This window comes from Stieleria magnilauensis, assembly GCA_007753675.1.
GTDB lineage: Bacteria > Planctomycetota > Planctomycetia > Pirellulales > Pirellulaceae > Stieleria > Stieleria magnilauensis.
Window position 1 is genome coordinate 73,505 of sequence record CP036432.1, and the last position, 23,589, is coordinate 97,093.

Consider the following 23,589-nt stretch of genomic DNA (forward strand, 5'->3'; position numbering starts at 1 on the left):
TGTCGATTGCTACGGCGCCGGGATCTCCATCCAAATCGGTTTGTCCGCTGGCAGCGGAACCGTCACGCGCACATTCGTGACCACCGGGCCGCCGGGGATGTCGATTTCCGTTCCGGGATACACTGTCCCGCTGCGAATTTCTGTGGTCACTGGGCGGGGCGACGAATCGGTCTGCTCCGCCGGCTCCGGATGCGGAACCAGCCAGACCTGACGAATCGGCAGACCCTGGTAACGCCACGTGTCGGGCACAGCCGCCGGGTAGGCAAACGTCCAAAAGTTGGCGACATCAGATGTCAGTGCCAAGCGGCGGAGCGCCTGGCCGTCGGGCGAGTACTCAGCGAGGGGCAGTCGTGCATCGGGAATCGTTTGCCAGTCTGTCGTCGGTGCGTCCTCGGGATAGAGCGATTGCAACGGGGCCGGTTGAAGCGTTTCGCGTCGTCTGGCATTCGGACCATCATCGTCGGTGTCTGCCAACAATTCCACGTTTCGCCATTGAAAACGTGCATCAAACGTCGTCACAAACTGAGCCGCCTGCAGTGGAAGACTTCCTTCGGCCAGATGCGGACGCAAGCCGACTCGGTTTGGAAAGCGTGTATCAAAAATCACTTCCACGACCAACCTAGCGCCTGATGGAAATGCCGGATAATGAACGAACAGACGCATCGTATTGCCGTCTTCGGAGATCCGGCCTTGCGTTTGACTCGATAGCGTTTTGGCCGCCTGGTTAGGGTTCTGCAGTGAGTCCGTCACCATCAGCTTCGGTCTGCCTGCTGTTGCTGCCGCGCTATCAAAGGCGACTTCAGGTTGTTCAACCGGTGAAGAATCATCGCGCACCGGACGGACGGAAATCGCGTTCAAGACTTGCAGCCAGCGGACATTTCGGTCGTCCAAGATGGCTCGGTAAGACGGTTGGTATTCCAACAAGCCGTTCCAGCCGGTCGTATTGTCCAACAACCGCATTCCCTGGCGATGACCCCAAGACGACACGTTCCGCGCGTCCGTTGGTGCAACGAACCGCTTGGGCGGTCCGGATTGATACCCTTTCGGCACGATGGACAGCATGTTGCCTTTGGCATCATATTCCGGCGGCAGAGAATGCAACTTGAATTTGCCAGCGGGATGCATTTCCGAGTAACGCATCTGTCGTAGCACGAGGGGCTTGTCCAGGTCAAATGCCTCCGCCGTCGGAGCACCTTTGCCGTTGCTACTGCTGCCGGACGTATTGATCCAGCCCGGTGGATGCGTTTTGACGATCGCTTCAGAGTCGTCGACGAACACCTGCGTAACATATTCCTGATCGGCGTTTTGGGTGTATTTCAAATGGATGGTGTGGATGCCTGTCGGTAACTCATACGACTGGAACACTTCGGGGTCGCCCATCGAGTGGATGCCATCGGTTGCCAGACGCAGTTCCATTGCCGCATCCGAGGGCAGTGAGTACTTCCAACCGTGAATGTTGTGCCAAATGCCGGGCAGGCTTCGGAGGCACAACTTTTGATCATCAATGATGGACAGATTAGTCGTCAACGCGCGCATTTGATCGACGCTGTTCTGCAACACCGGTATCTCACGCACGGCAAAGTAGGTCGGCAGCCAAGCGGCGACCATCAGGGTGAGCAACATCAAATCCAGCAGACTGAACCGAAACCTTCGTCGTCGCGGCAACGGTGCGTTGGAATTCGTCGCGGAAGGCGGATCATTGGTCATCACTCAACCTCCGGCATTCGGTCGGTCTTGCCTTGCGCCCATTGCTCAAACGCGTCGCGCAGATCGGATTCCACCATGTAGGTGACGATCCCCGGGTAAAGCGTCGTCTCGCCCTCTTGTGGCTCCACCGGCTGCCGGCTTCGCAACCGAAGCAAACAAATCGGTTCGTCCACCGAGAATGACTTGGACGGCGTCTGGGCCGTCACGGCGGGCTCGACGACGAATTGATCGAGAGAATCGAGCGGCAGATCTTCCGACAAGGTCGATGAAGTGGAAGACCCGCCACGCATTTGACTGAAGGTCCAGCGCGATTCCTGCTTGATGAGTGCGATCGTCAACACCGTTTCGACAGGATCTTGTTCCTTTCCACCCCAGCTGCTGTCGCGTCCGCCAGCGCTATGCGGTGAGTCCGCCGAGACGGCGCGTCGACCGGTCACAAAACTCGGTCCATATCCGGCCGGCAAATAAATCCGGTACTTCCACACGTATGCGGCCTCCACGCCGGGAGGAATCGCGTCCGGTCCGACCGGGACATGGCTGATGTGCACACGCTTGGGATCGGTCACTTCCAATAACCCGACTTCCTCGGCCAATTGCGCCCGCTGTCGACGCAGATCAAACAGTCGTAGGTTGAAGTAAATCGAGCTGGCGATCCCAATCGCTGCGCCCAGTACAATCAACCAGGTGACCGGACGACGCGGTCGCGAACGGGGTGGCAACGCAATGACTCCCATTATTCTGTCTTCCCTCTCTCGAGTCCCAGCGACTTAACAGGGCAGGGAGGCTGGTTGGAAAGGGAGGGAAATTTTGGAGGTAGGAAAATTGGATTCATCGGATGGACGGTGCGTTCCATCATTTTCTTACCTCCAAAATCTTCCTGTTTCTTAGCCAACCCATTTCTTTACCAACCCACTCGCGCGGTTCCGCTAAAACGGCAACTGATTGGTAGCCGTTCCCTTAGCCGTTTCACGCCCCGAGTTCGCGAAGCATCGTCAAGGGAAACAGGCCTGAGGAATGACCGTCGCTGAAGGCGATGTTGTAGGCGTAGGAACCGACCGGACGCATCGACGTGATCGTCAACGGACGAGCTTCTTCGGCCTTCAAGACCGGTAGCGTGAGTGACTTCAGCGACCCTTCGTCGGCTGACTGATCGGCGCGCTTTTTCTCCCGGCACGTCGCGCACGGACAAGCTTTCCGGAGCTGACCGGCGGTCAATCGCGACACTCTGCCGTCGCTCCAGGTGATCACGATCGCGGTCTCGCCATCGCGGGCGATTGATTCGGGAAGAATATCCAAAGTCACTGGTTCCCAGTCTGAGTGCCCGGCGTGGTGCTCCTTTCCGGACGCCACCATGCGTCCAGTTTTGTTCGCAGGTCGTCGAGCGTTGTTTGAAATGTCGGATCGGCTGCCAAATTGTTCTGTTCGTTCGGATCGTCGGCAAGATGGTACAGCTGGAGCGAGTCGCCGTAATTGCCCCAAGCCTTGCCCTTGCGTGTATGCGGAAGGATCAGTTTGAAGTCTCCGTCACGGATCCAACGGTACGCGATGTCTGCCGACGGATTGCCCAAAACGCTGGCATCGCCGGGATAAATTTCGCCAAACACCGGCTGCGACTTCATCGAAGCCTTCTGGCCGGTCGCCAACGGCCAAAGGCTACGGCCGCTCATCGCTTCGGGGATCTCAACCGAACAGGCCTGCAAGATCGTCGGCGCGATGTCGACGCTGCTGCACAGCAAGTCATGGGTTGCCGGTCGAGTCTGTTCGGACAGGTGCAGCAGAATCGGAGTGCGCAATCCGTCTTCAAAGGGCGACCGCTTGCTGCGATGCGTGTAGTTGTAACCCAACCCGTCCCGCATCGGCTGTTTCGGATCCGGTCGAAAACCGTTGTCGACGACAAACACGTACAACGTCTTTCGAGCTGACGATTGCGTCTGGACCTTCTCCATCAGCTCACCCACCGTTTGATCGAACTGGCTGCACGCGGCGTAGTAGGCACGTTCATGATCGGGGATTGATGCGTCGTAACGATCGAAGAACCGTTTCGGACTGTCGTGCGGCAGATGCGGCAAGAACGGGGCGTACCAAAGAAAGAACGGGTCGGAGCCGACGTCGTCAAGAAACGTATCGATGGGCTGCATCGTTTCGCGACCGATCGCCAAGCCGGCATCGCCGTTGCCGTGTGCCACCCATTGCCCGTTAGCCAGCTGTTTGTTGCCATGCCGCGCTCCCGCAACGGGTTTGGAAGTCGTCATCCCCTCGGTAAAGCCGGCGTTCTTCCAGTGACCTTCCCAGTACTTTCCGGTCTGCAAACATCGGTAACCAGTCGCGGCAAGCAGCCTGGGCAGCGTGTCGACGTTTCGGACCATCACCGCCGCAGCGTCCCTGGCCGCTTCGTACCGATCGCGGTCGAGCGTTTTGGTCAGCTTCGGAAATCCCGGCGGCGGATGGTTGAAATGAATCCCATGTTCGTGCGGGTACAAACCGGTCAGCAACGTGACCAACGAAGGACGACAGACACTTGAGGGAACGTAGCCGTTGATGAACCGTGACGATCGCGCCGCCAACGCATCCAAGTGCGGCGTTTGGACGACGGCGTTCCCCATGAAGCCGAAATCGGAAAACGCCTGGTCATCGGAAATGATCATCACGACGTTGGGACGATCGTCGCCGCGGGCGACGACGCCGAGGTTCACGATCAGAACCAGGATCCAGCTGACACGCCTGACGCAGGACATCAGACGTCAACCGGCTGTCGTGCCTTTTCCAGCAATTCGATCCAGGGACCGATGTAGTGACCGTTGTCGTGAAAGGTTCGCCCGCTGACCAGGTTGCCGTCGATCACACAGGGCTCATCGACAAACGTCCCGCCACAGACTTCCAGATCGAACTTGCATTTGCCCACCGTCGCCATGCGGCGACCGCGGACACAATCGGCATACGCGGGGATCTCCACGCCGTGGCAAACACTGGCGATCGGTTTGTTGTGCTCAAAGAAGTGCTTGGTCACCCGCACCAGGTCTTCGTCGTAACGAATGTACTCCGGTGCCCGTCCGCCGCTGAACAGGATCCCCAGGTAATCATCGGGGTCGATTTCCGAGAACGCGACATCGGCTTGCAACGTGTAGCCTTCCCATTCCTTGGTGATCGTCCAACCGGGTTTGATCTCATGCATCACCATCTGATAGAGCCGTTTTTCCGGTGCGGCGACGACCGGCTGGAAACCGGCTTCGATCAGTCGGTAGTACGGATACATCGTATCGAGCGTTTCGGTCGCGTCGCCGATGATGATCAAGACTTTGGGTTGGCTCATGGTGGGATCGGTGGGGAGGAGGGGTTGGGGGCGAAATCGAGATCGTTCATCAAGGTCGTTCCAGGGAGATTCTATCAACAGATGCCGAGCCCTGTAGGCTTGCGCACTAGGGGAAGCGATCTGTCCGTCAGCGGCGCTGAAGCCACCCTTCCTTTGGGCATTGGTATCTACACAAGTCGCTTTTTGCCCAAAGGGCATGCATATCAATAGCCTGGGGCAAGCAAACCGAGCATTTGCGAGGGTTGCGCCGCCCCAGGAACACCATCGCAATGAGGTTCAATTTGGCCAACGGCCATGCACAACATTAGCGTTTGACGAGGCATTTGTGCATGGCCGTTGGCCAATCCCTCTCGTTCTCGTATGCGGACCTTGGGCGATGCCCAAGGTTAGGGATGTAAACGGCCGTTGGCCGAAGCCATCCACTCCGAACAGATCTGAGATGCAAAAGATGTGTAGATACCAATGCCTTCAGGGAGGGTGTTCTGGCGCTGTCAGCATCAGTGGGCGCCCGGCCGCGGAAACCCTCCCCTTATAGCATCTCCTCAGTGTTCGGCGTTGAGCGTCCTTGCCATCGCGCAGCCCTTTCCGCAGCGCAGCTTTGGCATGGCGGATTCTCAACGCCGCGCTGATTATTATTTGAAGCGGTAGCCAGCGGAGTGCTACGGATCCCCTCCCCAGCCGCATGACGGCTTAGCGAGACTTCCGAGCACACCGCTCGCTTCATCCCAAAACGGATCACTCAGATGTAGCTTAGCGGGCTCTCTATAAGGTTTCCGAAGTGGGTGAGGCTGGACTACCAATCACACAAGCCTTTCAACTCGGTGAGACTACAGCATGAACGACAATTCACCCACACTCAACCAATCCATCGCGCTTTTTGTTGGAATCGATTGGGCTGATCAGAAACATGACTGCCACATCATTGATTCTCAAGGCAGAGAATCGGCGATGGAACTGCCCCACACCCCCGAAGCGATCAACCAATGGATCGCCAAGATGACTGAGAAAGCCAAGGGCGGGAAAATCGCGATCATGCTCGAACAGTCCAAGGGCCCCCTGATCCATGCCTTGATGTTCCGTCAGAACATCGTTCTCTACCCGATTAACCCTAAACAACTCTCTCGCTATCGAGAAAGCTATCCGGGTGGCGATGGCAAAAGTGATCCTACCGACGCGATGTATCTGGCCAGGCTTCTTCGCGAACGAATCGAGACCCTTAAGGCATGGCTGCCTGATGATGAGCAGACGCGATTGCTGAACCGGCTTTGCGAGCAAAGACGCTTCATCGTAGGCAGCCAAACAAAACTGCGTCAGCAGCTTATCAGCGTACTTAAACAGTATTTTCCTGTAGTTTTGGAGCTGTTCGGCAAATCCCACCAGCTGGATTTGCTACTGGCTGTACTCAAGCGGTGGCCTGATCCCAGGCAACTCCGTCGTGCTGATCGTCGGTTGATTGTTCGGGTTCTGCGAGAACACGGAGTCCGAAATGAGGAGCGGCAAAAAGAAGCCCTCGATGCCATTCGTAGCTCGCCGTTGCTCTGCGATGACTCTGCCCTGATCACTCCCATGTCCATGACGGTTAAGCATTTGGCTCAGCAAATCGAAGGATCCATCAAAACGATTGAGCAGTTCGACCAACAGATTAGCGAGTCGTTCAAGGCTCACGGCGATGCCCACCTGTTCTCCTCGCTCCGAGGAGCCGGCCCAGCACTTGCGCCTCGACTTCTGTGTGCGTTCGGTTCGCAGCGTGATCGCTGGTCCGATGCCGATGAACTGGCTTCCTTTAGCGGAATCGCACCCATCACGCGTCAAAGCGGAAAGCAGCGTCATGTTCAACGGCGCTATGCCTGCCCGAAATACCTTCGCCAAACCTTTCATGAGTTTGCAGCCGCAGCCCGGACATGGTGTCCGTGGACCAAAGCTCGCTACCAAATGTTACGAGCCCAAGGAATGAAACACCACGCGGTGCTACGCAAGCTCGCACGTAGTTGGATCCGGATTCTCTACCGCGTCTGGCAGACCCGCATCCCGTTCGACTGTGGTCGATACATTGAAACTCTCAAACGCCGATTACCCGGTATCGTCCCCTACCTCGAAAATTCCTGAAATCCGAAAACAAGCCACTTGCTCAGAGCTCAGATGTCTCGCTGCGCTCGACCCCATACGCACCAAGTTAAGGAATTGAGGTAGAAAAAAAGCGGAAAAACCTTCATGAGGTAGTTATCACCACAACCTCGGAAGAAGGAGTTTCCGCCGTGAAGACCATAGATCGATTGGCCACTTTGTTACAGACCAGTTTCGGAGAACTTGCCGAGCAATCTGCCGCCGAATCCAAGGTCATCAAACGACGACGAAAGTTTGATGCCTCAACGCTCGCGAAGTCGTTCATTTTGGCCATGCTAGCCAAACCGACCGCCAACGAGGAGGACATTGCCAGCATGGCTGCTTCTGTGGGGCTGACGATTTCTCCCCAGGCCGTTGAGCAACGATATAGCGATCAATTGGTCGCCTTCTTTCGTTCGCTGTTTGCCAAGATGAGTATGCAGGTCATGCACTCCGAGTCGAAGCTCGCCCCGCTTTTGGAACGATTTACGTCGGTCAAGCTGATCGACAGTTCGGTGATCAGCTTGCCGCCGAGTTTGGCAGCAGAATTTGCAGGTTGTGGCGGTGTAGGGGAGCACAATACCGCTGCAGTGAAGCTTCAAACCGAACTTGACCTGGCCAATGGGGAGTTGCAGTGCATTCAACTCGAACCAGGGAAGTCGCCCGATCAGGCAACAAACCGTCAAGTCGTGCCACTCCAGAAAGGCTCACTTCGAATCGCTGACCTCGGCTATTTCTCATCCGCCGTCCTTTCGTGTTATGCAGCGTGGGGAGCCTTTTTCCTGACGCGATTGCTTTACAACGTGAAAATCAAGGTGGACGATCACTCCGAAGGGCTAGTTGCTTGGCTGAGCCGACAAAATGACTCACTGATCGACTGCGACGTCACAGTCGGCCAAGGCACTCCGCTGGACTGCCGATTGATCGCATGGCGAATCCCCAAGGCAATCGCCGCGAAACGTCGCAGGGAAGTTCGCAAACGGGCGAAAAAGAAGGGCCGTACACCGAGTCAGGACCGCTTGGCGGCTTGCGACTGGAACTTTTTAGCCACCAATCTTGCAGTAGAGCAATTGAGCGTCCAAGAGGCGATCGTTTTGTACCGCAGCCGCTGGCAAATTGAATTGCTCTTCAAGCGATGGAAAACGTACTGCCAGATCGATCTGATGGATGGGCGCACGGACACCATTTCGATGGCCCGGTTTTGGGTCCGCCTCTGTGGTGCACTTCTCCAGCAGTGGTTGGTCATACTGGCGGGCTGGTTCGAGAATTCATCGCTAAGCTTCGCAAAGATAGCTAAGCGGCTTGCAAATTGGATGGATGAATTGGCCAGTTGCCTCGTATCGCATTCAAGACTTTGCGAATATCTCGCAAAAATCCGAAACCGAGTCCTACCGATCTGCAAGCGAACAAAAAGGCGGAAAAAGCCGGGAACTGCGGAATTGCTCCGCGATCCCAACTTGCTCGAATATTCCTTAACTTGATGCCTATGGGGTCGAGCGAAGCGAGGGGAGGTCGATTGTTCAAGTGACCGATTTGATCGTAGCGGAAGGCGCCAAGACTTTTACTTCGTCGACTCTTTTCTCAGAAAGTCATACTCCGGCGTAACACATCTGCCTTTGGACGACTGATACACCAACCGCAGCGAGGCTCGGCTCTCCGGATAACGTCCCTTGTCATCGGTCGCCTCTTCCCACTGCTGCAGTTGGCGGCGATGTTCTTTCAACACGAAATCGTAGTCGGGGTGTTTCGCCAGATTGACGGTCTGGTGGGGATCCGTTGTCAGCTCGTAGAGCTCTTCTTCGGGGCGATTTTCCGCGTCGTAGTAGGACGCCTGCAACGGACTGAGTTTTCCGGCGGCGAGCAACTCGCGCAGTGTGACAAACGTCGGATAGTTTTCGCGGTACTGCGGTTGGTAGAGGGCACGATCGGTTTTGTAGTTTCGGATGTATCGAAAGTTGTCCGAACGCACGGTGCGAATGCGATCGATCGCATTACCCATCCGGTCGCGGGCTGAAATCACGTATTGGCGTGGTTGAAAGTCGTCGGCGAACAGATCGCGTCCCTCCATGAATTTTGGGATGTCGATTCCCGCCAGTCCGAGTGACGTGGTGGTGATGTCGATTCCGCTGACCAGGTCCGACCGTGTTTGGTCATGCTTGGTGATCTGATCGGTGCCGCCGGGCCACTGAACCACCAGTGGAACCTTGGTGCCGTCCTCGTACAAGAACTGTTTCGCTCGGGGTAGCGGGCTGCCGTGGTCGGTGAAGAAGAACACGGCGGTGTTTTCCCACAGTCCATACTCTTTGAGCGCCGACAGGATGGCACCGACTTGCGCGTCGGTTTCGGCAATTTGTTCATAGTGCCGAGCGATCGCGTTACGGAACACGGGGTGATCGGGATACTGCGGCGGCACCGTCACTTGATCTTCCGAGACGCGACTGGGCGCGGGATACTTGGATCCCGTTTCGCCTTCGATCTTTCCTCCCTTGAGTTGGATTTGACCGAAGAACGGTTTGCCTTGCAGTTGTTTTAACCAGGAGACGTCACGACCCACCATGTGGCTGTTGACTTGTTTGCGGGTGGGGCGATTGAATTCGGGCGAGTACAGGAGGTCGCGATCGCGGGCGAAATTGTAATCGTCCTTTGCTTCGTTGAACGTCAGGTAACCGGCATCGCGAAAGAGTTCCGGGACGGTCACCACACCGTCGGGCAACGGTTTTTTGATCATGGTGCGATGTTGGTGCAGACCGTGCGTGGTCTGCATCGTGCCGGTGATCAAGGCCGATCGGGTGGTGGAGCAAACGGGGGCCGGCATGTAGGCACGGGTGAACTTCACGCCGCCGTCGGCCAAGCTGTCGATGTGGGGCGTTTGGGCGATCGGATCGCCGTAGCATCCCACCCAGTCACTCATGTCATCGACATAGATCCACAAGATATTGGGTCGATCCGCGCGGACATCGCCGCTGAGAAACGCACCCAGCGTCGCAGCGACCAGGGTTGCGAGGTGAGAAAAGAGCAAGCGTGGTCGCGACGGAACATTCATCATGCGAAGGGGCGAAAGGGGGGCAGACGGTCAAACATCGCCCGTGCCGCACTGCCACTCGGCCAGCGCGACGTTCAGGGGCGTGCAGATATGATACTCGCCTTTCGCTGGTCCATTCGAGGCCTGACCAAGGACTCCGAGGATCGAATCGCCGTTTCCGCCGGAATGGGCGGATGAGCTGTCGTCCCAGATCTCGGACCCCCGCAAGCTTCATGCGTCGGTGGCTTCACTGTGTGGGTTTTCAACCTTTGTCCAGACAAAAGATTGAAGGGGCGGCAGGTTCATCGGGATGATTTCCGTCTTGGGCGGGCCGAACAGTGGGCGGGCGTAGTCTTTTACGTCGGACGCCAATTGATAGGCGATGAACACGCCGCCTGGACGAAGCACCTCGTGGACCGATTGGGTGATCCGCTTGGCATCCATCGGCGACAGATAGCTGAACGGGATGCCCGATATGGCCACGTCGGCCGTTCCGAAATCATGGCGAGCCACGATGTCGATCAAGTCGCAGGCATCGGCGATTTCGACGGTCAACCGCGGGTCGCTGATGGTGCCCAGCGATTCGGCAAAGGCATCTGTTTTTTCGATCGCCAACAGTTGGGCGTCCGAACGCATCGACTGCAACAAGGCCTGTGTCGTGCCACCGTCTCCCGGTCCGAGTTCGATGATGCGGCTCGCCTGACGGACGCAATCGCGATCGGCCAAGTGCTCTCTCAAGAACGGTGAGCTGGGGCACAGCGTGGCGACTTCCATCGGGTTTCGTATCCATGCCTTCAGCACACACCAAACACGCTCGGCGAACGAGGGCTGTGCCGAGGGAGTCGGGGCGGAGACAGGCGGTGACGTTCCGGGAGGCGTGGAACAGGGAATGGCAGTGGGCATGGGGAGTCCGTCGGCGAGGGATGGAGATTAATTGGAATGGTTGTCGACGTAGTTCTTGACGAACTGACGCAGGTCTTCTTGTTCACACTCAAACCCCATCTGCTCGGCCTGTTGGAGTGTTTGTTCGCCGCTCATTCCCTGCTCGGCGGCAAGGTGCATCATCACCATCGCCCCGGCGCGTTTCCCGCTTTTGCAGTGGGCGAACACGGGTTTGGGCAACGCGACATACTGCTGGCGGAACCGGTCGACGAGTTCGTTTTCCATCGCGCCCATCGCGACGGGAACGTGCAGGTAATCCAAGCCCTGCGCTTTCACTTGCTTTCCTTCGGCGTCCGGAGAAAGCGGCTGGTCGTCTTCACCCTCGGTGCGAAAGTTGATCACCGATTTGTAGCCCTGCTCATCGAGCCGTCGGAGTTCGTCTTCAGTCGGTTGGGCGCCCACGGTGACGTCGTCGTTGATCTTCATCGTGTCTTGCATGGAGTTCTCCTTTCAATGGATCGAATGCCACGGTGTCGATTCACCCTTGGGCGGTTCGATCCGTGCAACTTCGTTGAGTGCAATTTCGGATCAGGGCAGAGAGCAACTGACGTACCGACCGCCGGTAGAAATGGCTGCGGCGAGAAAACTTGGGTGCATTTGGTCTTTCGGCAATCAGGTTGGTTGCCGGGGATGCAGGGGGGCTAGTGCTCTGGCCACTGTTAGATTGAAGATGCCGCGGAAAAGGGGTCAGGTACCAAAAATGCGAAGCACCCTTTGGGCCATTTGGTTTGGTACCTGACCCCTTTTCCGCTCGACACAAAGCACTAGCCGGCCCAGAAAAACAACGCCATCAAGTAGGCGAACAGGCCGACGGGGTAGACAAATCCCACGTTGGCCATGTTGGAACCGGTCAGGTTGTCGAGGGCTTCTTGGGTGTCGTTGAGCTCACCGAGCTGTCCGTCTCGTTTGGAGGCCGCGTAGACGGCGAAGAAGCTGACCATTTCCGGGATGCTGGTGACGACGCCGAGGATCCAGCCGGCGATGGCCGGGCGCACTTTCAGTTCGTCGACGACCGTCGCGGTCGCCTCGCCCAAAAACATTCCGGCGATCGCGATCGCAATCAGCGTGGTCACTCCTAGCGTGATCCCGATGTGAAGACTGCCGACCGCCTCCCGTACCTCCTCCTCGCCTTTGACGGCACGATTGACGCGTTTGTCGACGAATTGATAGACGAGAAAGAATCCCAACAAAATAGGAATGAGGTACCACTGGCTGTCCAAGCCCAATCGCATCAGTACGATGGGGACGGCGACGGCCAGACCGGCAAAGACGATCTCATCGAGGAACCGCATGTTGAACAGTTTGCCGAACTGGCGATAAAACGTGACAGCCATCAACATCAGGGCGACGTTGATGATGTTGGAACTGGCGATGTTCCACAGGCCCGCTTCCCAGACCCCGGCCAGCCCGGCGGCGACCAGGCAGACGAATTCGGGCACAGAGGTCGCGTACCCGGTCAATTGGCCGCGCGCCTTGGCACTCCAATTCATCGCCCCGGCAATGTGGTCGATGCCACGCAGCAACCCGTACTTGACGAGCACGATGATCGCCGCGGCGGAGACGATCATGGTCAGCGCGGGCATGAATTCAATCACTGGGGGCAGGGGGAAGGCGATGGGAGAGGTGAATGGTTCAATATAGGCCGAATCGAGAATCGTGCCAGATGCGAAAGTCTAGCCACCAACCGTTGGTGCTTGTCCCGAACGATGGTTGCACGTGTCTCCGCGCGATGCTCTGATTTCTCCATCACCCCCACCCACTCGGCTTGAGAGAGACCATGAATTCGTCAGCTTCGGCGTCCGACAAGCGGCGGTCGCTGGGTCGCATGATTCGCTTTGCCATCATTTCGATCGCGATCTTGGCCCTGGTTGTCTGGATGATTCTCCCCCCCGTGGAGACACTCCGGTTTCAGAAGTACAGGGTGGCGTCGACTGAACCCTTGTCGCTGCCATTGGTCTCGCTTCCCGATGTCGGTTCACGACCCATCCTGGCGTTTTCGGCCGATGGACAGTTGGCCGCCTATTTGTCGAAACGGGCTGATGGAGTCGACGGAGAACTCGAATCGCAGATCACCGTCATCGACGTGCAAACGGGAACGCCCACCGCGGGACCGCTGACGGTTGCGGATTCCCGCACGCCACCGCACCTGGAGTTCAGCCGCGACGGAAACGTGCTCGCCGCGGCCGGTGCGACGGAAGTCCGCGTCTGGGATCTTCGTGATTCGCGCGAGATCACGACGATCGCGCTGCCCGATGTTCGGTTGCAATCACGTCGGTTTGTGGCCCTCAGCCCCGATGGCACCCGGGTCGCAACCTCCGTTCAAGAACCGAACGCTGATCCCGGGTTGTGGGTGTTCCAGTGTGAAACGGGCCAGCCACTGATCCAGATGGAGCGTACGTCGGGGACCGCCAACGACGATCGATTCGTGTTCCACCCCACCGAAAACCAGTTGATCGGTGCCGCCGATTCGGACACGGGGCAGTCCCACCTGTGCATCTGGGACGTGGGGTCTGGGAAGGTGGTCCAAGAGATCGTTTCCAAGGAAGACTGCCAAACACTCGCGTTCGCCTTTGATCCCGGCGGTGACCATCTTGCCGTGGCGATGTATCACGGCACTCGCGAATACTATCCGTATGCGACGACAATCTTTGACTTGGAAACCTGGGCACCCGTCACAAAAATTGACAACGGAAACTATGTGTTCTGGTTAGCGATCAGTCCCGATGGCAACCACGTGTCGCTGGTCGATGGCAGTGGCGAGGCTTCGCTGTGGTCCACCGCAAGCGGCATTCGATTGCAAAACTTTCAACTGGGGCTGCCCAGTGTGACCGCGTTCAGCGGCCAGGACGGCGCGTTGCTGTTGTTGACCAACACCGACGACCAGCCCGATACGGCGGAAATCGTGACACTGCGAGCGGCTGAGTGAGAAGACGCAACGGACGGAAAGCAAGTATCGACTCGTGCTTTTTTACCGCTGGTTGCGACGACGGCGATTTCGGCGGCTCAGGCTGACCGTCGCGCTGGCGGCCAGCAGGAAACCGACGGTCGCCGGTTCCGGGACTGCGGTGATCGACAGGGTTCTTAGTGAATACCCTTGCGCAGCGACGAGGCTGGACAACTCGTCTTCATAAGCCCCGACCAGTGTCGAAAAATTGTCATAACGGTCGCCCGCTCCGGCATTAGATCCCTCGGGCACATCGATTCCCATGTGTGTGCCGATCAGCCCGATCTGTCCGTCGATCTCGATCAATGCGGCGTTGCCCGAGTCGCCGCCGAGCAAGCCGATCTCATCGCGGCCCAAGCCACCGGTCCCGCCGTTGGTGTCGGTGTCGTAAGAAAACTGAATGGTGACCGTGTCGCTACCGCCGGTGTCAAATTGGACGATTTGCAGTCCATCGATGACGTTGCGACCGGCGCGACCTTGGGCATCGAAGGCGAAGAATGTTTGCCCCAGCAACGCCGCGAGATCTCCCACCACAATCGGAACCGGCACGATGCTCGGGTCGACATCGGATGAGAGGGTGTGAAGCTGGATGTCGCTACCGACCGCGGGTTGACCGGGAACTGTGGTCAACAGCTTTTGCGAACTGATCGATTGGTAGGTTCGCTCCGTCCCGTCGGTGCCCCGGAACGTGACTTCGGTGGTGCCGACGTGTGCGGCCGTCACATAGTGCCGTGGTGTGATCAAAACGGCTGGCTGCAGCGCCACACCGGAAAGCTGAGTTTCATCAACCAGAAACGATGGGTTCGGCGTTCCGTCACTCAAGAACCTGTCGTGATAGGTCGGGTCCAACCCGTTGATGATCGCGGCGGAACTGTGCGAATGGATCCACAGCAGGGCGATCCCAAGCAGAAGATGCCGACAGATTGAATTCACGTAGGTGTTCTCGGACAAACAGGGGAGCCGGGGAAGGTCGAAACCGCTTCCTACAGTACTCCATCGGCCCAGACGCATCAAATTGCTTGTGAGACGTCGGGGCTGGCGGAGGGGAGAAGGGAAAGACAGGTAGGAAGATTTTGTGGGTAGGAAGATTTTGTGGGTAGGAAGATTTTGTGGGTAGGAAGATTTTGGGGGTAGGAAGATTTTGGGGGGCGTGCTTTCGGACGGTCATCATTCTGCCCCGCATCATTCTGCCATCTCGTTCTCGCCGTACGCTATCCCAGTCGCTCCAGGAACCGTTCTGCGTTGTCCTGGTGCCGGTTGCGTTTTTCGGCGTCCATCTTTTTCGCCATGCTGCACATCATCGCCCAGCGTGGGTTCTTGCCCAGTTCCCGGTGATGGTTCCAAATCCATCGCCAGTACAGTCCGTCCCAGATGTCGCACCAGGGAGCGGATTTGTAATGGCTCATCTTTCGAATGTACGAAGAGCCCGAAAAGTAGGGTTTGGTGGTGATCAGCCCGCCGTCCGCGTTTTGGCTCATCGCATAGGCGTTGGGAACCATCACCCAGTCATAGCTGTCGACGAACAGTTCCATGAACCAGCGATAGATGTCGTCGGGGTCGATTTCACATAGAAACATGAATCCGCCCAGCACCATCAATCGTTCGATATGGTGGCAGTACCCCGTTTGCAAGACACGCTCAATCGTTTCGTCGATCGGGTCGACGCCCGTCGATGCGTCATAGAAACATTTCGGCATCGGTCGGTGGTGTTGCCAATGATTGGTCGTCCGCATCTTGACGCCCAAGTCTTCATACGTCGCTCGCATGAATTCGCGCCAACCGATGAGTTGACGCACGAATCCTTCCAGTGAATTCAACGGTACGTCGTGGTCCTGGGCGTACGTCAACGTCGCTCGCAGAACCTCGTCTGGTGTCAGCAAACCGATGTTGAGCGACGGCGTCAGCACACTGTGCCAGAGCCACGACTCGCCTTCCACGATCGCGTCTTCATAGTCACCAAAGTTCGTCAGTCGCTTGTCCAAGAATTGTTTCAACCAGTAGCGTGCCGAGGCGCGAGACGTGGGATAAAACAGTGTGTCGAGAGAGCCCGGATGATCGCCGAATCGGTCTTGGACGTAGCTCACTGCTTCTTCATCGAACTCATCGCGTTTGGGTTCTGGAACGGGCGGTATCGCGGAGAGTTGTTTCTTGGGGATCTTCTTGCGATTGTCCTCGTCAAAACTCCATTGATCGCCGACTGGTTCTTCACCGTCCATCAGCACGTCCAGTCGCTTGCGTTGCCACTTGTAAAAGTCGGCCATGAACCAGCGTTTTTTCCCGGACCGATACTCGCTGTTTTGTTCCGGCGTGTTCAAAAAGCCGGGATTGGGCAGGATTTGCAGATCCAGATTTAATTCATCACAAACCTCCTGCACTCGTTTCTCAAAGATAAAATCGGTTGGATGGGCGATCGCAAGCGTTTCGCCATCGCGCTCTGTCGCCGGAATCGCTTGCTTGAGTTGATCGGCCAGTTTGGGGCTGTCGCGGTCGTATTCGACGTACCGGGTGCTGAAACCCTTGTCGATCAATTCGGCTTCGTAGCGCTTCATTGTTGCCCGATGCAGCCACAGTTTTTGCTTGTGGAACGTCGCGGGGTATCGCCAGTCGCCAAAAAACAACGAGTCTTCCAGCAACAACACCTGCGACGGTTTCTGACGCAGGCCCGGGTGATCGGAGAACAGTTGGTTGGGAAGGATGGCCAGAATCAAAGTGATCACCTTGGGGGCGGGCGGTTTGCGGGGACGGGCGGTCTGCGGTTCCACGACGCAGGGGTGCTCTCTCGCAGTTCGACTACTGTAGCGCAATGGGAATTCGCCCTCCGTCGCTTGTCATGGCCCTAAACTTCAGCATCAGATACTCCGGTTGCTGTTTGACTTCGATTCCACGTGGAATCAGCCGCTGCGGGCGTTTTGGAGTTGCTTCGTTTAGTTCACAGTCAAGGGTTCGGCGCGTCCGCGGACCGGGGGGGCGGGATAACGAAATGGTTTCCTTTGAACCGTTGTTACGGCCGACGTCCAGTGGACTCTATTGCGATGCTGGTGACTTTTATGTCGATCCGACTCGGCCGGTCGATCGCGCCGTCGTCACGCATGCTCACAGTGATCACGCCCGCTGGGGCTGCCGGCGTTATCTCTCTGCTGCGCCCGGCGAGCATCTGTTGCGGATGAGAATGAACGATGACGCCGAGTTTCAATTCCTGCCTTACGGCGAATCGATTTCAATCGGCGGCGTTCGCGTCAGCCTCCATCCGGCCGGCCACATGCTCGGATCGGCCCAGGTCCGCTTGGAGCACCGCGGCAAGATCGCGGTGGTGACGGGCGATTACAAGCTGGGGCGCGATCTGACCTGCCAATCCTGGGAACCGGTGCGATGCCATCTGTTGGTGACCGAAACGACGTTCGGGTTGCCGATCTATCGCTGGCCGTCACCGGAATCGGTTCGCGAAGAGATCAATGCTTGGTGGCGGCGCTGTCGCGACGAGGGAAAGTGTTGCGTGTTGTACGGCTACGCAGTCGGAAAAAGCCAATCGCTCCTGGCAGGGCTGGATACGACGCTGGGGAAAATCTTCACCCACGGCGCGGTGGAAAAAGGTGTGCAAGCCTATCGCCGCTCGGGTGTGGAATTGCCGGAGACGCATTACGTTGGTGCGGTGGAAGGAAAGCAGGATTGGAGTGGGGCTATGGTGATTGCCGTCCCGAGTGCCCACGGATCGGCTTGGATGAAGCGGTTTGGTCGCGTCAGTACTGCGATGGCCAGCGGGTGGATGGCGGTGCGGGGATCGCGGCGACGGCGGGCGATGGATCGGGGGTTTGTGGTCAGCGACCATGTCGATTGGCAGTCGCTGCTGGTCGCGGTCGATCAATGTGATCCCGAGACCGTATGGGCGACGCACGGGTACACCGCCGCGGTGGCGCGGTACTTGAATGAGAACGGACGAAACGCCGACGAACTCGATTCCGGGGGGCGTCGCGAGGGAGACGAAGATGCAACCGCGGACGCGGCGGAGTCTGCGTCATGATTCGATTTGCCGAACTGTACAACGAACTGGACTCGACCACCAAGACGAACGAAAAGATCGCGTCGATGGTTCGCTACTTTGCCGGCGCGGATCATTCCGATGCCGCTTGGGCGACCTATTTTCTGTCCGGCAACAAACTGCGACGCCTGGTGCCGACATCGTTGCTGCGGGTCTGGGCCGCCGAGCAGGCCGAGATCCCCCAGTGGTTGTTCGAAGAGTCGTATCAGGCGGTCGGCGATCTGGCGGAAACGTTTTCACTGGTCGTGCCGCCTGGGACGACGACAACGGATGAATCATTAACGCATTGGGTCGAGCATCGATTGATGCCGCTGCGCTCGATGAGCGACGTCGAACAACACGCCGCGGTGCTGCAGATCTGGAACGAAACGCCGGCCCGGTTGCGATTGGTGGTGATGAAGCTGGTGACCGGATCGTTTCGTGTCGGTGTCAGCAAGCGACTGGTCACGCGAGCAATCGCCGGGCATACCGGAATTCCAGCCGACGTGATCTCCCATCGCTTGATGGGAGACTTTGATCCATCGGCCGAATCGTTCGCGTCGTTGATCGATCCCGAGATCCAAGACACGGTTCCCAGCAAACCCTATCCGTTTTGTTTGGCGCATCCGATCGACAATGAGAAAGGACCGGAGGTCTTGGGTGAGGCGTCGGACTACTTGGCGGAGTGGAAATGGGACGGGATCCGGGGACAAGTCATCCGCCGATCTGGCCAGACATTTCTCTGGTCGCGTGGCGAGGAGTTGATGGAGAATCGTTGGCCGGAAATCGAGTCGGCTGCCGAGTCGCTGCCCGATGGGACGGTGATCGACGGTGAGATTCTGGCGGCGATTCCGGCTGGGACGGTGTTGCCTTTTGCTCAACTGCAACGACGGATCGGCCGCAAGAAGGTCGGCAAAAAACTGCTCACCGAAGTCCCCGTCGTCTTTCATGCCTTTGACGTGATGGAGCACCATGGTGAGGATGTTCGGGCGCTTCGTTTGGTCGATCGTCGGGCACGCTTGGACGAGTTGCTGTGTTCGATCGACCATCCCCATCTCAAAGCGACGGAGTTGATCGATGGTGAAAGCTGGGACGCGTGGGCCGACATTCGAACGACCAGTCGCCAGCGGAACGCCGAAGGATTGATGTTAAAGAGAAAGGATGCACCGTACGACGTCGGACGTGTTCGTGGCACGTGGTGGAAATGGAAAGTTGCTCCCTACACGATTGATGCCGTGCTGATCTACGCCCAGAAAGGACACGGCCGACGATCGGGGCTGTTCACCGATTATACGTTCGCGCTCTGGGATGACGGCCAGTTGGTGCCCTTTGCCAAGGCTTACAGCGGACTGAACGACCAAGAGATTCGAAAGGTCGATCAGTTCGTCCGAAAGAATACCAATGATTCGTTCGGGCCCGTCCGCAGCGTCACGCCGACGTTGGTGATGGAGTTGGCTTTCGAGGGATTGCAGCGGAGCGGTCGTCACAAGAGCGGCGTCGCGACACGGTTCCCGCGGATCGTTCGTTGGCGTCACGACAAACGCCCCCAGGATGCCAACGCCCTGGCGGATTTACTCGAGCTGTTACCGGAAGATTGACGCGATGCTGAAGAGCGAAAACGAAACGCCCTCCCGCGCCGTCGACCGCTACTTTGCCTCACTGGGCTGGAAGCCGTTTCGATTTCAGCGAAGTGTTTGGCGAGCGTACCAGCAAGGGGCCAGTGGTCTGCTCCATTCCGCGACCGGGACGGGAAAGACATTGGCGGTTTGGTTGGGGCCGATCCTGAAATGGCTGCGAGAGAATCCTGACCGATCCAAATGGAATCCGAAACGGCCTCCGCCGCTGAAGGTGATCTGGATCACTCCGCTGCGCGCCCTCGCCGGCGACACCGAAAGTTCGCTTCGCTCGCCGCTGGAGGCGATGGAGATTCCGTGGCGGTTGGAATCGCGGACCGGCGACAGCAAGGCCAGCGTGAAAGCAAGGCAACTGAAGCGATTGCCGACGGCGCTGATCACCACACCGGAAAGCCTGTCGTTGATGCTGACACACGAAAAACTATTGGAGCAGCTGGCCGGTGTCGAGGCCGTCATCGTTGACGAGTGGCATGAGTTGCTCGGCACCAAACGTGGCATCCAAACCGAATTGGCCCTCGCCCGGCTCCGTCGGCTCAACCCCGCGATTCGCAGTTGGGGCGTCTCGGCGACGCTGGGGAATTTGGATCAGGCCCGTGAATCACTCGTCGGCGTCGAATCCGTCGAGAGCGGGAGAGACGTGCGACTGGTCCAGGGTTACAAACGCAAGCGGCTGAAGTTGCAGTCGCTGATCCCCGATCGGATCGATCGATTTCCTTGGTCGGGACACATCGGGACCAAGATGGTTCCCCAAGTGGCCGAATTGGTCGATGGCGTCAACAGCGTTTTGATCTTTGCGAACACGCGATCTCAGACGGAAATCTGGTACCAGCAGTTGCTTGCACAGCGACCGGATTGGGCCGGCAGGATCGCGTTGCACCATGGATCGTTGGACCGTTCGGTTCGTCGCTGGGTCGAAGACGGGTTGCGTGGAGGATCGCTGCGTGCCGTCGTCTGCACCAGTAGCTTGGATCTGGGCGTCGATTTTACTGCGGTGGACCTGGTCATCCAAATCGGCAGCCCCAAGGGTGCCGCGCGGCTGCTGCAACGGGCCGGTCGCAGCGGCCATCAGCCGGACGCGGAGAGTCGTTTGGCATTTGTGCCGACCAACGCGATCGAACTGATTGAATTGGCGGCTGCGCAAGATGCGATTAAGAAAGGCCACTTGGAAGCCCGGCCGCTGATCAACAAACCGCTCGACGTGCTCGCCCAACATGTTGTCACCATCGCGATCGGCGGCGGGTTTAGATCCGAAGCGTTGTTGAATGAAATCAGATCAAGCTACGCCTACCAATCCTTGAGCGACGACGAATGGCGGTGGGTGTTGGACTTCGTCGTGCATGGCGGTTCGTCGCTGACTGCATATCCGGAGTACCATCGTGTCAAGTTGGTCGAGGGCCGCTATCAAGTCACCGAACGACGCACGATCACGACACATCGGATGAACATCGGAACGATCGTTTCGGACGCCTCGATGACGGTGAAGTATCTCAAGGGAACCACGCTGGGGACCGCCGAAGAGAGTTTCTTGTCCAAGCTGGAGCCCGGCGACAAGTTCTTGTTCGCCGGCCGACTTCTCTCGCTGGTCCGCATCAAAGACAACGCGGCGTACGTCAAACGCGCCACCGGCACTCCCGATACGGTGCCCAGGTGGATGGGCGGACGGATTCCGCTGTCGAGTGAATTGAGTGCCGCACTGCGCGGAAAGATCGCCGAAGCGGCAGCCGGTGTATTGATCGGCAACGAAATGAAGTCGCTGAAGAATCTGCTCACACTTCAGCAGCGTTGGAGCGTGTTGCCGAAACAGGATGAACTGCTGATCGAGCGGATTCGCTCTCGCGGACGCTACCAGCTGTTTCTATTTCCCTTCGAAGGTCGGTTGGTTCACGAAGGGCTGGCCGCCTTGTTCGCCTATCGCATCTCGCGGTATCAAAAGACCACGTTGACGATGGCGTGCAACGACTATGGACTGGTGCTGGAATCACCCCACGAAGTCGATGTGGAGGAAGCCATCGAGCGCGGAATGTTTTCGACCGAAGAGTTGGTGGGAGATCTTTACAGCAGCATGAACGCGACGGAGATGGCGAAGCGTCAATTTCGTCAGATCGCGAGGGTTGCCGGGCTGATTCACCCGGGGTACCCCGGGCAACCCAAGAAAGCCAGCCATCTGCAGGCGAGCAGCAACCTGTTTTTCGACGTCTTTCATGAGTACGATCCGGACAATCTGCTGTTGCAGCAAAGCCGACGAGAGGTGTTGCAGTTTCAGCTCGAAGCCAATCGAATGCTGGCGGCGCTGGACCGCATCGGCGAAAGCAGGGTACTGATTCAGGCGCCCCGCAAAATGACTCCGTTGGCGTTTCCGTTGTTGGTCGACAAACTGAGGGAACGCGTCAGCAGCGAATCGTTGCGTGATCGCGTCGCGCGGATGCAAGCGGAGCTGGAAAAGGCGGCGGATCGACGGTTGCCGGGCGACCAGGAATAAACAGAGGCGGAACGCGATTGAGCAACCGTTGGTATCTCGTCGTCTATCGCAGCTCAATTATCGGGTAGTGGACGAGGCGACGAGTCCTCCGTCTTCGGCATCTCGGCAAGGACTCGTCGCCTCGTCCACTACCGCCTACCCGAAAACCAAGGTGCGGCGGAGCACTAGCTTTCGGGCGATTTCCGGTCGCTGCGACGCAGCGACAGTGGGCGGCTAAAGCCTGCACACCAGCGCTTTTCCATTTTAATGTTTCCGGAGCACCAGGTCTTTCTATCGTGCCGCACACCATCGACATCCAGCTTGCCGGACACGAGCTTCGGCTGTTTGCCCAGCGCTGCGTGTATTGGCCGGCCGAAGACGTGCTGTTGGTCGCCGACACGCATTTGGGGAAAGAAGCCACGTTTCGTCGTCACGGGATTCCGGTTCCGGTCGGCAGCACGCAAGGCACACTGTCAACGATCGCGGGTGTGTTGCGGCAAACGCGTGCGACCCGATTGTGCATTTTGGGAGATCTTTTTCATACGCGGTCATCGTTGTCCGCCGAGATTCGTCATCAGGTTGATGCGTTTTTTGACGAATTCGCACATCTGCAGTTCTCGTTGATTTTGGGAAACCATGACGTGCAGGTCGGTCGCCTTCCGGCGGCTTGGCCGATCACGGTCCGTGAGCCCGGATGGTGCATCGGTTCGGTCGCGTTGGGTCATCATCCGATGGAACCACCCGAGGGTGCCGACCTGTCGGTGTGCGGCCATCTGCATCCGGCGATACGCTATCGCGTTGGTCGCGAGTCCGCGGGAAAACTGTCTTGTTTTTGGTATTCCGCCGGGTGCCTGGTCTTACCCGCGATCGGAGAATTCACCGGGACGCATCTGGTTCGCCCGCGACAAAATGACTCGACTTGGTTCATCGCGGGCAACGAAGTTCACGCGTTGTAGTTTGGCGATCGAGTGCGGATCCGATCGCGGGTGACAATCGGAGTGAAAAATGGCAATTTCGTGAGGGTGAAGAATTGCTGTGCGTCCGATACCGCTATCATGCGACTCCCGGTTCCCGCTTTTCATTGACGACCACCACGAACGGGCCATGCTTGCGACAACAGTGCTTTCGACAATCGTCCCGTCGGTTTTCGGCAACCTCTTGGCGCTTGACGAGACAGCCGCTCGTGGGCTTTCCATCGCCGTGGCAGGCATGTTGATCGTGATGTTTGCGCTCACGTTCATCAGTCTGTTTATCGCCGCATCGCCTCGCATTCTCGCCGCGGTCGCCAAAGTCTATCCGGAGCCTGTCGAGCGTCATCGCAAGCGGCCGGATCCGAAGGGTCAATCTGGTGATGACGAAGTCGTACTGGCGGCCATCGGATTTGTGTTGCACACCGAGTTTCAGCGTCAGTGCGCGGCCGAGAACGCGGCGATAAAGAAAGGATGACGGCGAGA

At 57.8% G+C, this 23,589-nt stretch carries 19 protein-coding genes; 8 read left to right on the top strand and 11 right to left on the bottom strand.

Features of this window, described 5'->3' with window-relative positions:
- Positions 1-9 precede the first annotated feature (9 nt).
- The 5 genes from TBK1r_RS00300 to TBK1r_RS00320 all read right to left on the bottom strand — a co-directional run bounded on the left by TBK1r_RS00300 (position 10) and on the right by TBK1r_RS00320 (position 5,017).
- Positions 10-1,707: a hypothetical protein gene (locus tag TBK1r_RS00300; protein ID WP_145206993.1), complete on the bottom strand. Its 1,698-nt coding sequence runs from the start codon at positions 1,705-1,707 to the stop codon at positions 10-12.
- Positions 1,707-2,441 carry a hypothetical protein gene (locus tag TBK1r_RS00305; RefSeq protein WP_145206994.1) on the bottom strand — a complete coding sequence of 245 codons (735 nt, stop codon included), beginning with the start codon at positions 2,439-2,441 and terminating at the stop codon, positions 1,707-1,709. Before TBK1r_RS00305 ends, TBK1r_RS00300 begins: the two co-directional genes overlap by 1 nt.
- A 232-nt stretch (positions 2,442-2,673) precedes the next feature.
- Positions 2,674-3,009 carry a DUF971 domain-containing protein gene (locus tag TBK1r_RS00310; RefSeq protein ID WP_419580804.1) on the bottom strand — a complete coding sequence of 112 codons (336 nt, stop codon included), beginning with the start codon at positions 3,007-3,009 and terminating at the stop codon, positions 2,674-2,676.
- Positions 3,006-4,442 (bottom strand): sulfatase-like hydrolase/transferase, encoded by a 1,437-nt coding sequence (locus TBK1r_RS00315; RefSeq protein ID WP_145206996.1) that lies wholly within the window; start codon positions 4,440-4,442, stop codon positions 3,006-3,008. Before TBK1r_RS00315 ends, TBK1r_RS00310 begins: the two co-directional genes overlap by 4 nt.
- Entirely contained in the window at positions 4,442-5,017 is a 576-nt protein-coding gene (locus TBK1r_RS00320; RefSeq protein ID WP_145206997.1) for a DJ-1/PfpI family protein, read from the bottom strand. Before TBK1r_RS00320 ends, TBK1r_RS00315 begins: the two co-directional genes overlap by 1 nt.
- 834 nt (positions 5,018-5,851) lie before the next feature.
- Here TBK1r_RS00320 and TBK1r_RS00325 point away from each other — a divergent pair.
- Positions 5,852-7,123 (top strand): IS110 family RNA-guided transposase, encoded by a 1,272-nt coding sequence (locus TBK1r_RS00325; protein ID WP_145206998.1) that lies wholly within the window; start codon positions 5,852-5,854, stop codon positions 7,121-7,123.
- Between the two features lie 149 nt (positions 7,124-7,272).
- Entirely contained in the window at positions 7,273-8,601 is a 1,329-nt protein-coding gene (locus TBK1r_RS00330; protein ID WP_419580149.1) for an IS4 family transposase, read from the top strand.
- An 80-nt stretch (positions 8,602-8,681) separates the two neighbouring features.
- On the opposite strand, the gene TBK1r_RS00335 is transcribed toward TBK1r_RS00330, so the two are convergent.
- The 4 genes from TBK1r_RS00335 to TBK1r_RS00350 form a co-directional block, all read right to left on the bottom strand.
- Positions 8,682-10,166, bottom strand: coding sequence for a sulfatase family protein (locus tag TBK1r_RS00335; protein ID WP_145207000.1), 1,485 nt, complete (start codon positions 10,164-10,166; stop codon positions 8,682-8,684).
- 207 nt (positions 10,167-10,373) lie between these two features.
- Positions 10,374-11,045 carry a class I SAM-dependent methyltransferase gene (locus TBK1r_RS00340; RefSeq protein ID WP_145207001.1) on the bottom strand — a complete coding sequence of 224 codons (672 nt, stop codon included), beginning with the start codon at positions 11,043-11,045 and terminating at the stop codon, positions 10,374-10,376.
- Between the two features lie 27 nt (positions 11,046-11,072).
- Positions 11,073-11,522, bottom strand: a complete 450-nt coding sequence (locus tag TBK1r_RS00345) for a protein tyrosine phosphatase family protein (protein ID WP_145207002.1) — start codon at positions 11,520-11,522, stop codon at positions 11,073-11,075.
- A gap of 326 nt (positions 11,523-11,848) precedes the next feature.
- Positions 11,849-12,667 (bottom strand): hypothetical protein, encoded by an 819-nt coding sequence (locus TBK1r_RS00350; protein ID WP_145207003.1) that lies wholly within the window; start codon positions 12,665-12,667, stop codon positions 11,849-11,851.
- Between the two features lie 194 nt (positions 12,668-12,861).
- Between TBK1r_RS00350 and TBK1r_RS00355 the strand changes: the two genes are divergently transcribed.
- Complete coding sequence (locus TBK1r_RS00355) at positions 12,862-14,010, top strand: WD40 repeat domain-containing protein (protein WP_145207004.1); 1,149 nt, start codon at positions 12,862-12,864, stop codon at positions 14,008-14,010.
- 42 nt (positions 14,011-14,052) lie between these two features.
- Here TBK1r_RS00355 and TBK1r_RS00360 read toward each other — a convergent pair whose 3' ends face one another.
- Entirely contained in the window at positions 14,053-14,961 is a 909-nt protein-coding gene (locus TBK1r_RS00360; protein ID WP_419580806.1) for a PEP-CTERM sorting domain-containing protein, read from the bottom strand.
- 278 nt (positions 14,962-15,239) lie between these two features.
- A complete protein-coding gene (locus tag TBK1r_RS00365; protein ID WP_473772480.1) occupies positions 15,240-16,745 on the bottom strand; it encodes a cryptochrome/photolyase family protein in 1,506 nt (501 codons plus the stop codon).
- Positions 16,746-17,008: 263 nt separating this feature from the next.
- On the opposite strand from TBK1r_RS00365, the gene TBK1r_RS00370 reads away from it, so the two are divergent.
- From TBK1r_RS00370 to TBK1r_RS00390, 5 genes are all read left to right on the top strand, one after another.
- Positions 17,009-18,046, top strand: a complete 1,038-nt coding sequence (locus tag TBK1r_RS00370; RefSeq protein WP_145207006.1) for a ligase-associated DNA damage response exonuclease — start codon at positions 17,009-17,011, stop codon at positions 18,044-18,046.
- On the top strand, positions 18,043-19,641 hold the full coding sequence (locus TBK1r_RS00375) for an ATP-dependent DNA ligase (protein ID WP_145207007.1): 1,599 nt from the start codon (positions 18,043-18,045) through the stop codon (positions 19,639-19,641). The genes TBK1r_RS00370 and TBK1r_RS00375 overlap by 4 nt, the downstream gene beginning before the upstream one ends.
- A gap of 4 nt (positions 19,642-19,645) precedes the next feature.
- Entirely contained in the window at positions 19,646-22,156 is a 2,511-nt protein-coding gene (locus TBK1r_RS00380) for a ligase-associated DNA damage response DEXH box helicase (RefSeq protein WP_145207008.1), read from the top strand.
- Positions 22,157-22,431: 275 nt separating this feature from the next.
- Positions 22,432-23,091: a ligase-associated DNA damage response endonuclease PdeM gene (gene pdeM / locus TBK1r_RS00385; RefSeq protein WP_145207009.1), complete on the top strand. Its 660-nt coding sequence runs from the start codon at positions 22,432-22,434 to the stop codon at positions 23,089-23,091.
- Positions 23,092-23,239: 148 nt separating this feature from the next.
- Positions 23,240-23,581 carry an OadG family protein gene (locus TBK1r_RS00390; RefSeq protein ID WP_145207010.1) on the top strand — a complete coding sequence of 114 codons (342 nt, stop codon included), beginning with the start codon at positions 23,240-23,242 and terminating at the stop codon, positions 23,579-23,581.
- Positions 23,582-23,589: the final 8 nt, after the last annotated feature.